Below are 10633 nucleotides of genomic sequence, written 5' to 3'. Positions count from 1 at the left end.
GTCATGGCTGCAAAAGATTTTATAAAGAAACTAGCACCGGGAGCACAGAAAGTCCAAAATAAATATAATGTCCTCGCAAGCCTTGTCATCGCTCAGGGGTGCCTAGAAAGTGGTTTCGGAAAAAGTGACCTGTCTCAAAAGGCGCATAATCTCTTCGGAGTCAAAGGTACATATAACGGAAAATATGTACTGATGTGGACAAGTGAGCAAGATAAGAAGGGGAACGTTACAAGGATACAAGCTAAGTTTAGAAAGTATCCATCATACGCAGAGAGTTTGGCGGATCTTGGAAGCCTGTACACCCGTTTGGGTCGCTATAAAGCGGTTGTTGGTGAAAAAGATTATAAGAAGGCTACTGCAGCAGTTTCAAAAGCTGGTTACGCCACTGATATAAACTATGCAACAAAATTGAACAGCATCATCTTTACTTACAAGCTCACACAATATGATAATTTGGACGATGTTCCAGAAGAACCAAGCGAACCTGAAACACCAACTAAACCTTCTTATCCAAGTAAAGAGTATCAAGGCAAGGATGTAGAGCTAAACGACGGACTACCTTCTGATATTGATTTCAGGCAGCTGCATGTATCAACCAAGGACGGCAAAGAGCTTGTAGAGATCGTGGGCGCTGTGTTGGAGTTGCAAGACGACACAACAGGTAAAAAGAGTTTCACTTTTACGTTAATGCGAACAGAGGATAACGGAACTGAATTTGATTTACTTGTTCCAGGGAACATACTGTACTTAGATGAAAAAGTTTACAACCATCAAAAGTATTACATTACAGACATTGAGCTTGATCAGAGCAGAAAAAATGTGCTGCAGAAAAAGGTAACGGCCAATCATGTGTATACAGTTCTTCTTGTAAATAGCAGAGTCGAGGAAAAAACGTCAAAGAAACTGAACATCAAAGAAGCCCTAGACATTGCACTTGCGGATACACCTTTTCAATATGTCCTGAAAGAAAAAGAATCAACATTTGATACCGTTGATCAAGACGGGTTCGGCGAAAAGAACAGGATCGAATTATTGGATCAGATCGTTGATGATTATGAAATAGAGCTTGATGTAAACAACTACGTCATCTATGTATATAAAAAGATGGGAAGAGTAGTAGATTACACTTTCGACAGTCGATATAACATGCCAGGCTTTAAGTTGAAGATCAATGATCAAAACACGTCCACAAGAGCTTGGGGTTACGGTGCAGAAAAGAAAGAAAAGAAAGCTAAGAAAAGTGACGCAAAGTCAACCGATACAAAAACGAACGAGGATGAAAAGGAAAAAGAGCCTGAATATGAATTCGAACCTATCCTATACATTCATCCTGATGAAGATAAGTTTCTTATTGAAGGAAAGCCGCGCTGGGGTGAGCCGATAAGAGATGACACAGTAAAAAAACCAAGCAACATGGTATCTGCTTTGAAAAAGCATGTGAACCCATATCCTGACGTGGTCGTTGAGGCAGAGTATCAATATATCTATGAGCCAGCACTACAAGGAATAGAAGAGGATTTTTGGAAGGGTGACACCATACATGTCATTGCTGATACAGCAAACGGTATCACGTTTGAAGACGATGTAAGGCTAGTGTCTGTCACTTATAACCCCCTCAACCCGTATGACAGCCCTAAAATGACTTTCGCAAACTTCCGAAAAGACATTCAGGATTATCAAGTGAGTCAGGCACGGCAGATTAAGCAGCAAAAAAGATATATAGATCAGTTAATGAGAACGCTCAATTAGGAGCGTTTTTTCTTTTTGGAATTGAAAGGAGTGAACATATTGGTCCGGCTTAAAAAGGATTACGATACGACAAGAAATTCAGTCTATGAATCGCAGTTACGCGGGGATATGAAGACAATTGAAAACGAGCTTAATAAAAACGCTACAGAATTATACGCTCATAAGAACCATGAAAAAGCGCACTCTTCTAAACAGATTATGCATGGTTTGTTTACTGTCGCAAATAGGATAGAAAACGTGTGGGCTAGATTGACAAACCTTGTATTAAATCACGATGGCAATGATGTCAAGGAGGTTGTTGATATTAGGGTCGCCACAGACGCTAGTATACACAAGACGGCTAAAGATCGCCTAGACTACGAGTTCGCAATCATGAATAGTCGTTTTGTTTATAAAAACGCACTTAACTACGACGCAGATCCAACGGGCAAAAATCCTTCGGCAGCTGCTATTCAACGCGCGTTAGATGAAATACATCGTGAAGGCGGGGGCCAGTTAATCATCCCAGCCGGGGAATACTTGATCGAAAAACGAATAGTCGTTTATGAAAACACAAGGGTTACAATGGCGCATAACTGTGTTTTACTGCGTGGTTGGGCTGGTGGATTTTTCATTAACGGTCTACCAACAGATAATTTCAAAGGTTATAACGGGCGAGGCAATATCATCATAGAAGGTGGTATTCTTGATGGAAATTACGCCAATATAGGCAAATATCCAACGAAGGCAATGGACTCAATCATCTTAGGTCACGCATCTAACATTATAATTGATCGGGTTATATTTAAGGACACGATCACAGCTCATGCCATTGATGCCAATGGAATTAATAATTTACAAGTAACGAATTGTAAGTATTTGGGATTTGTTGATTTAAGTCCAAGTAAAAACCGGCCATATTCAGAGGCAATTCAATTGGGCGAATTCACAAAAGCCGGAATGGATCAATTCGGGGCTTTCGATGGAACGCCGAACAAAAACGTATTAGTAGCGCATAATTACGTTGGGGAATCTGACTTGTTGGGTGCATGGGGCTGTGGCGTAGGAAATCATTATACTGTCTATGATGTATATCAAACTAACATTACAATTTTTGATAACAATTTTGAAAATTGTACATTTGCTGGCGTGAGAACTTATAAATGGGGCGAAGTAAAAATACTCGATAATAAATTCAAAAATTGTCGAGACTGCATTAGAATTTCTCAAGCTATCGGTGGTTTTGAGAGTTCGAAGAATGCGGCAGGAAAGCAAACGAACCGTCCACAGGGCGCTCAAAACGTTTTGATCCAAGGTAACGATTTTTACGATTATACAGAATACGGTATTTTGACATTCGGTCAAATTACAAATAAAGAAGTCGCTTGGAGCGATGGAATTCGTATTCTCGGAAACTATTTCAGACTAAAAGCAAAAAATATTGGTCAGCACAAAAAAGAACAAGCTATCAAATTAGTTTTTGCGAAAAATGCCCGTATTACAGATAACAGACTGTATGGTGGTCGTCGTGGAATATGGATCGAAGGGTGTTTTAATACATTTGTGGAAAGCAACGAAATTTCTAATATGGATACAGAGGCAGTATTCATAGAGAAAAGCAGAGACAAAACATCTGTAACGAAATCAACCCACGTTACGGTGAGTAGAAACGAAATTAACTCTACAGGTCGAAATGGGATATATGTACAAAATACCGATTACTTTGACGTTTGTGATAATAACATTTTCAATACGAATAAAGAACAGGATAAAGCAAAAGGTCGTGGCGGTATATATGTCGGCAGTGGATACGACGGACGAATCGAAAACAACCGAATTCGAGGAGTCGAAAAATCATTTGCGATACTTGTAGACGCTAAAGCAAGGGAAGTTAACGTTGCTAACACTAAAGGGACAGGGAGAGTCATTGTTCAGGGCAGTGATAACTTTAACGGGTACTACGGTACGAAGAAGGATGACTATATCCGAAAAATTGTCACAAAGGAGGCGTGATGATGGTTTCTAAAAATGGGAGATTAGATTTTGATGTAAACGCATATACCAGTTCAAGTGTATCAACCAGCATAAATTTTTGGACGCAGGATCGCCAGACAGCAAGGCTCATTTTCAAACTCACGAAAGATGGCGTGCCGTTACCTCTAGCAGCTGTCACAGGAAAACTTGTATTAGTTATGTCTGACGGCAGCCGATTCATTCGAGACATAACGATAGTAGATAGAGTGAACGGTCAAGCCGAGTATATCTTGTCAGACAAAGAAATCAAGCATTATGGGAATGTAAAAGCTGAATTAAATTTGTACTATGCAAACGATCAATCTATGTCCGTCCATCAGTTTTCTTTTAACATTTCAAAGTCTCTCATTGACCAAGATATTGTGCCGATCACCGAGTTTTATGTGGACGAGTTCGAGGCGTTAAGAGAAAAAATAAACGCTTTATATGATGAGTCTATTCAAACGATTGAAGATCTAAGAGACAAATTTGAAGATCTCGAAGCGCTTGAAACCAAACAAGGCGCACAAGATAAAGTAGACGCACATGCTAACAATAGCGAAATCCATGTTGTTAAGGCGGATAAAGATAAGTGGAATAACGGGCAACTTTATAGGCTTACTCAAAACAACGGTAAGCCTATTTATAAAGGTACAAGTGAGACCACAGATTATAACGAGATAATTGATACCGGTTTTTATCTTATCTATAACAAGGGTTTAAATGGCCCGCCATCGGTCAATAAATCATTCATGATAGTGTTGAGTTTTGGTAGCACTCTTTTACAGACTGCATATGACACGAATGGAAAAAAATCTTTCTATAGAGTACGCAATCAAGATTCAACTTGGACAGTTTGGATGTCATCATTGACCGAGGAAGATAAAATAACCCAGAGTGAGAAAGATAAATGGAATAATGGTCAATTGTCTAAGATCACAGCAGACAATGGAATGCCGTTGATCTCAATTAAGGATACTTCTTTAAGCATCTTAGACGAAGTTATCAATAATGGGTTAGGTCAAGGGACGTTTTATGCTATAGCTGGTTCAAAAGATTTGCCGAATCACCGTTCTTTTAGAGGGTTCTTTCACATGACGGATGCGAAAAATGAAAAGGGCACGTTTGGATGGGTGTATGCTACGGATTACGCCAACAACATATATACAAATTACCTTAACAATAATGTGTGGAGTGGTTGGTCAAGGCTTTCAAACCATAACATGTTATCTGAAGATGGAAAAGGTCAAGTATTGCCGAATGGTACGGACATTTTAACGCTGCCGTCCGGCTACTACTATGCAGTAGGCACAAACGTAGTCAACATGCCAAGCAAAACGGATTCATCTTGGTTCAATATTTATGTAATTGATAACGGCAACAACCGAAAAACGTTCCATATTATCCGTAGTGGAGATAACCTTCATTGGTGGGGCACGGTTCATACGGACGGGAAACTTAAAAGTTGGGATCGAATGTTAACCGAAAAAGACTTAAAAAGCTCATGGAATCAAGTCACACTTGTTGCTGGAACATCAACAAAACAATTTGCCGGGAACCCTCTCAAATTTTCTATACGTCAAAATGAGTTGCGCATTCGGGGATCGTTTGAGGGAATACCAGCCAATGAAACAGTTATAGCCCGTTTTGCTCAAAAGCCGTCAGCTAGAACTGTATTTTTAGGCGCAACGGTAGGCTCTTATGGATCTGCTAGATTTACACTTGAAACTGACGGCTCTTTACGTTTTGACGGTATGTCGGCTAACGATAATTCTTTTGTAAGCAGATTTGAAATAAATGAATCTATTCCGTTGTGGTAAAGGAGGGGAAGCATCATGCACATTTATTACTATGACGAAAATTTTATGTATACAGGTGAAGATATAATCAGTGAGTACGACGAAATGCCGAAAAACGCTACGAATGTAAGACCGCAAGAGGGGTTGTATCTTCCCGAGTATGACGAGAAAGATAGAGTGTGGTTTGAATCAGCATCCAAAGAGTATATAGAGAGCATGCAGCCGAAACCGCCTTTGCCTAATGATATAACCACTCTTAAAAAACAGGCGGCTTTCCTCACGTTCCAAGTTACGCAGTTGCAGAGAGGCGGGGCATCATGATTTATCCAACGGCGGGCGACATAAAAGTATTTTGGGATTGGGGCGTTTACACTCTTGAGATTATGCGGGAGTATGTCGCATTAAAAGTAATCACAAAAAAAGAATTTGAGCAGATCACTGGCGTTTCATTCGACAAGCCAGCTGCTTCTGCAGATTTAGGAACCACAGCATCTTAACAGGTGCTTTTTATTTTGCCTTCTTAAAGGAGGTGATTAAAGTGAGGGAGTAGGTGAGTGAAATGGAAATGGATTTGGCTCAATATCTGATGACACAAGGACCCTTTGCGGTTCTTTTTTGTTGGGTGTTGTTTTATGTCCTCAATACAACTAAAGAGCGTGAGAACAAGCTAAACGAGCAAATTGACGCACAAAATGACGTACTAGCAAAGTTTAGTGAGAAGTATGATGTTGTCATTGAAAAACTAGACAGAATCGAGAGAAACCAAAAATAAAAAGAAAAGAGGAACTAATATGAAAAACTTCGACACAGGTACTGTGATTCGCACAGTGCTTCTTTTTATGGCATTGATCAACCAAACGTTAATTCTATTTGGCAAGCCAATCTTGCCAATTAGCGAGGAACAAGTCACTTCGTTGGCTGAGACATTGTATCTTGCTTTTTCAATGATCTTTACAATCGTAACAACCCTTGTCGCATGGTTCAAAAACAACTATGTGACTCACAAAGGTAAGCAACAAAAAGAAATTTTAAAAGAAAAAGGATTAACGAAGTAAGGAGCTGCCATGAGGTGGCTCTTTTTAATACAGCAAAAGGAGACGATGAACGTGGTAAAAATCATTAAAGATTTTATTCCAAAGAGTAACCGCAACAGACCAGGCAACTATATGAAGCCTTTATATATTACGGTTCATAACACAGCTAACACAGCAAAAGGGGCAAACGCAGCTAGTCACGCATCGTTTGTGAAACGATCTAGTACAGGCGTAAGCTGGCACTACACGGTGGATGAAAATGTGATCTATCAGCATTTACCGTTAAACGAAAACGGCTGGCATGCAGGAGATGGACGAGGAACCGGAAACATGAAGTCAATTGGAATTGAGATTTGTGAAAACGCAGACGGCAATTTTGAAAAAGCGGTTGAAAATGCTCAATGGGTCATTCGCCAGCTCATGAAAGAGCAAGGAATTCCATTCGCCAACGTTGTACCGCATAAGAGATGGAGTGGGAAAGAATGCCCTCGTAAGTTGCTTAATCGCTGGGACAGTTTCAAAGCCGGGATCGCCGTTGCTCACACAAGTAAAAAGCCGACGGTTAAACCAACAAAAGCAGAACCATCCAAAACAGCAGCTTCCAAGCCTACTAAAAAGTCATATGGTTTGCCTACAGGCATTTTAAAAGTGACAAAGCCTCTTACAAAGGGATCAGCAGTAAAAGCCGTACAGCAAGCCCTAGCGGCGGTTTACTACTACCCGGACAAGGGCGCAAAGAATAACGGCGTTGATGGTTACTACGGACCGAAAACAGCGGATGCGGTCAAACGATTCCAATTGATGCATGGTCTTGTGGCTGACGGCATCTATGGTCCAAAGACTAAAGTGAAGCTCGAAAAGCTATTAAAATAAAAACCTATAGACATATGACTATAGATAATTTTAAAACAAGAAACCCCCCTGTCCATTAATGGATGGGGGGTTTTACTTATATAGAGTTTATTTTAATCTTCCCCATATAGCTCTTCCGCCTGTATGTCCTGTTTTCTTATGAATTTGTTTATTCACAAGTTGTAATTTTCCTGTGTTTTCATGGTGATGCCATACATAACCCCTTGGGGTTTTGTTATGGTTTATATCAATGATTTGGTTCTTAGTAAATTTTTTAGCATGTTTAGGCGACTTAATACCCATCTTTAAAGATGCGTTTGCCTTAGCAAATTGAGTTTTGTTAGATGACTTTATTAACAAACCCGGTAATTGGTAATTGAATTTTGAATTGAAAATAGGGAAGCCATTTGCAGTGAATTTAACACCAGTTTTAGGGTGTTTCTTTTTAGCAAGTTTTCCATTTCTGATTACAACTTTTTTCGTTGAGTTCTTCAAATATTGCTTTGCATATAGCTTTCCACTGATTCGCATAACAACAGGAAAAGCAAGAGGAATTAACCAAGCGGGGTACGCTTGAATAATATCAACCTCATCGTTTGTGCCAATTGCATCGGCTGGAGCAGAAAACGTTGGTTCTACTAATTCCCCATTTTCGAAAACCTCATCAGTAATTGTATCCTTTTCTAGTTCCTCATCCGTGACATCATCTTCAAGTAAACCATGATACTCTTCATAGTTATCCCAATCCTCATATTCTTGAGCATATGGAAAATCATCATAGTTTTCGTAAGAAGATTCAATGTAGTCGTTTAATTGATCTTCCGTTAAATTACTTTCTCTAACTTGTGCAGATTCCGCTTTAGCAAACTCCGGTAAAATAAATGATACTAGGAGCAATAGTGGCAATGTAGCACATAAAAACTTCCTTAATTTCAATTGAAGCACCTCTTTTGTATTATATTTACAAACATTGCAAGTATAATACAAGTATTGGAGGTTAACAATACCTATTCTATAAAATCTTCCAATTGATTAATAATAATCTCAACATCTGAATCATTTAATCTATTTAAGTTACTAATGATAATTTTAAATGTTTCCAGTGATTCTTTGTTCTCTAAAATCAAGTTTTTCTTGTATGTTGCTACTGTATCTAGCACTAATCCCAATTCAAGAGCGCCATCAACGTCATTCGTTGAATTAGTATGAGTTTCTATTTTTTTCAATAACCAAATGAGATCGTCATAATTTTGAATAGGGAAGAGCTTGAGATTAGAAAATAATTCTTCATTATTTTTTTCAAATATCCTATTTACTTCATCCTTTGTAATTGCGTCTGGATCGTCGGGCGATATGTATTTAAGTTCATAGTCCTCGGGGTCTAACCCTTCTAAATCAGGTTCACTATCATCTGATTCATCAATATATAGTTTTGAAATAAATTCATTAAAACTATCTGCTAATTTAAAGTCCTCTTCCATTTCTAAATCGAAAAAATGAACGGGGGGATTCTCTGTAGTATTTCTGTAATCTAGTGCAACCCAGGAATGACCGTCTCCCGAGATAAGAATAATATCTTTAGGAAGCTCCCATTCTTTTATTAAATAGTCGCTTTCTAAAATCCCTTCTTTTTTTCCGATCCCTAGCAAATGATCAAATTGTATATGATTCTCTGCCCAGGAGGTAGGTCTATCCGTAGGGAAAGCATTACATTCTAAATAACCGCCATTTTGCTCTAAGACTAAGTTTTTATATTCTTGTGGCAGCTTAATTCCTAGCTTTTTTTCTGTTTTCATAATATCCTTTTCAGATATTTTTTTTAAAGTATATGGATCGTCTGATTGGTTAGCCCAAAATTTTTTCAATTCATCATCTCCTAAAATATAGATATACTTTTAAATTATACCTTCGACTCAAAGTCTTATCAATAGACTTATAAAACTAGATGAATGAGAAGAAGATTGCGGTTTCTTTTCGGTGTGAAAATATTTCTAAAATGATAATATATGTCATTATAGGGAATAGAAAGGAAGGGGTAGGGTCTTATGGAGAAAGTGCTTTCTTCTCATGTCGGGTTGAAAATCAATGAATGGTATTACCATATTCAAAGATTTAACGTGCCAGATGCCGAAGCGTATAAGGAAGAAATAAAATCTTTGCTCGATAATATGGAGGAAAACCAGGACTTATTATTATATTACTCTCTTATGGAATTCCGCCATAAATTAATGTTGGATTATTTGAATCCATTGGAGAATGGAAAAGAGCGTGCTAACTTTAGAGAATTAGCAATGAAGATCAAAAGGGACCAAGAGAAATTGACAGGCTTACTTGATTATTATTTTAATTTCTTCTATGGAATGTATGAATTTGAAAATTATGAATACCTCAACGCAATTACCTTCTATAAACGAGCAGAAAAAAAGCTATCTCTTGTAAGTGATGATATTGAACGTGCCGAGTTCAATTACAAGATGGCTGAAATCTATTACCATATGAAACAAAACCACATGTCGATGCACCATATAGCTCAAGCAATAGAATGTTATCGAGAAAAAGAAACTTATACTGTTAGACAGATACAGTGTTCCTTTGTCATTGGATTAAATTATATTGACATGGGTTGCCCCGAAAAAGCAAAGCCTCATTTTGAACATGCACTAGAAAAAGCAACGGAAAGCGACGCTAAAAGATTAATAGGATCAGCGTTGTATAACTTAGGATTAAGCTATTTTCACAATGATGAAATAGTTGCTGCAATTAAATATATAAATGATTCTATCAACGCTTTTAAAGAACGAGGATACGAGCATTTTAACAGAATACTTGATCCTTTAAGTGTGCTTGTAAGGTCATATTTTCATGAGAAGGAAAATGATCTAGGGTTATACGCTCTCAACCAGGGAATAGAACTGGCTGAAAAATTAAAAGATGATGTTATGCTTAAAGTGTTCACTTTTTACAAGGCGCTTTATGTGAAGGAAGATTATGAAAAAGTTTTAAGTGATACCGAATATTTAACCGGTCGGGGAATGTATGCAATTCTTGAAGAATTATCGAAAGACGCAGCAAGGAGATATAAAACAGTAGGAGATAAGGACAAGGCGTCGAACTTCTATGAGAAGGTTCTTTACTTCCAACAATTAATTAAAAGGAGCGATTGCCTTTATGAAATTTAAGTCAGTAGTAGCAACCCTCATCATTATT

The 10633-nt window shown here is 38.1% G+C and carries 11 protein-coding genes; 9 read left to right on the top strand and 2 right to left on the bottom strand.

Annotated features, from left to right (window positions below):
* Positions 1-3: 3 nt before the first annotated feature.
* The 8 genes from NKR21_RS13665 to NKR21_RS13630 all read left to right on the top strand — a co-directional run bounded on the left by NKR21_RS13665 (position 4) and on the right by NKR21_RS13630 (position 7447).
* Entirely contained in the window at positions 4-1749 is a 1746-nt protein-coding gene (locus tag NKR21_RS13665) for a phage tail protein (RefSeq protein ID WP_253602528.1), read from the top strand.
* Positions 1750-1779: 30 nt separating this feature from the next.
* On the top strand, positions 1780-3741 hold the full coding sequence (locus NKR21_RS13660) for a right-handed parallel beta-helix repeat-containing protein (protein WP_253602590.1): 1962 nt from the start codon (positions 1780-1782) through the stop codon (positions 3739-3741).
* Between the two features lie 2 nt (positions 3742-3743).
* On the top strand, positions 3744-5561 hold the full coding sequence (locus NKR21_RS13655; protein WP_253602527.1) for a BppU family phage baseplate upper protein: 1818 nt from the start codon (positions 3744-3746) through the stop codon (positions 5559-5561).
* Positions 5562-5576: 15 nt separating this feature from the next.
* A complete protein-coding gene (locus tag NKR21_RS13650; RefSeq protein ID WP_144470421.1) occupies positions 5577-5861 on the top strand; it encodes a hypothetical protein in 285 nt (94 codons plus the stop codon).
* Positions 5858-6037, top strand: coding sequence for an XkdX family protein (locus NKR21_RS13645; RefSeq protein ID WP_144458206.1), 180 nt, complete (start codon positions 5858-5860; stop codon positions 6035-6037). The genes NKR21_RS13650 and NKR21_RS13645 overlap by 4 nt, the downstream gene beginning before the upstream one ends.
* Before the next feature lie 62 nt (positions 6038-6099).
* On the top strand, positions 6100-6312 hold the full coding sequence (locus NKR21_RS13640; RefSeq protein WP_034324986.1) for a BhlA/UviB family holin-like peptide: 213 nt from the start codon (positions 6100-6102) through the stop codon (positions 6310-6312).
* Between the two features lie 19 nt (positions 6313-6331).
* Entirely contained in the window at positions 6332-6595 is a 264-nt protein-coding gene (locus NKR21_RS13635) for a phage holin (protein WP_144458204.1), read from the top strand.
* A gap of 51 nt (positions 6596-6646) precedes the next feature.
* A complete protein-coding gene (locus NKR21_RS13630; protein ID WP_253602526.1) occupies positions 6647-7447 on the top strand; it encodes a peptidoglycan recognition protein family protein in 801 nt (266 codons plus the stop codon).
* Positions 7448-7534: 87 nt separating this feature from the next.
* On the opposite strand, the gene NKR21_RS13625 is transcribed toward NKR21_RS13630, so the two are convergent.
* Together NKR21_RS13625 and NKR21_RS13620 are read right to left on the bottom strand one after the other, a co-directional pair.
* A complete protein-coding gene (locus tag NKR21_RS13625; protein WP_391509657.1) occupies positions 7535-8371 on the bottom strand; it encodes an HNH endonuclease in 837 nt (278 codons plus the stop codon).
* A 62-nt stretch (positions 8372-8433) separates the two neighbouring features.
* On the bottom strand, positions 8434-9291 hold the full coding sequence (locus NKR21_RS13620; protein ID WP_144459774.1) for an SMI1/KNR4 family protein: 858 nt from the start codon (positions 9289-9291) through the stop codon (positions 8434-8436).
* Between the two features lie 180 nt (positions 9292-9471).
* On the opposite strand from NKR21_RS13620, the gene NKR21_RS13615 reads away from it, so the two are divergent.
* Positions 9472-10605, top strand: a complete 1134-nt coding sequence (locus NKR21_RS13615) for a response regulator aspartate phosphatase (RefSeq protein WP_144459775.1) — start codon at positions 9472-9474, stop codon at positions 10603-10605.
* Positions 10606-10633: the final 28 nt, after the last annotated feature.

The sequence above is a fragment of the Bacillus sp. 1735sda2 genome (assembly GCF_024159245.1).
Lineage (GTDB): Bacteria > Bacillota > Bacilli > Bacillales > Bacillaceae > Bacillus > Bacillus pumilus_O.
This window is presented reverse-complemented; position numbering and strand designations above follow the sequence as displayed.

Excerpts from the sequence above, each read along its gene's own strand:
- NKR21_RS13665 (WP_253602528.1), top strand. The coding sequence starts at position 4 with ATGGCTGCAAAAGATTTTATAAAGAAACTAGCACCGGGAGCACAGAAA.
- NKR21_RS13655 (WP_253602527.1), top strand. The coding sequence starts at position 3,744 with ATGGTTTCTAAAAATGGGAGATTAGATTTTGATGTAAACGCATATACC.
- NKR21_RS13650 (WP_144470421.1), top strand. The coding sequence starts at position 5,577 with ATGCACATTTATTACTATGACGAAAATTTTATGTATACAGGTGAAGAT.
- NKR21_RS13645 (WP_144458206.1), top strand. The coding sequence starts at position 5,858 with ATGATTTATCCAACGGCGGGCGACATAAAAGTATTTTGGGATTGGGGC.
- NKR21_RS13640 (WP_034324986.1), top strand. The coding sequence starts at position 6,100 with ATGGAAATGGATTTGGCTCAATATCTGATGACACAAGGACCCTTTGCG.
- NKR21_RS13635 (WP_144458204.1), top strand. The coding sequence starts at position 6,332 with ATGAAAAACTTCGACACAGGTACTGTGATTCGCACAGTGCTTCTTTTT.
- NKR21_RS13615 (WP_144459775.1), top strand. The coding sequence starts at position 9,472 with ATGGAGAAAGTGCTTTCTTCTCATGTCGGGTTGAAAATCAATGAATGG.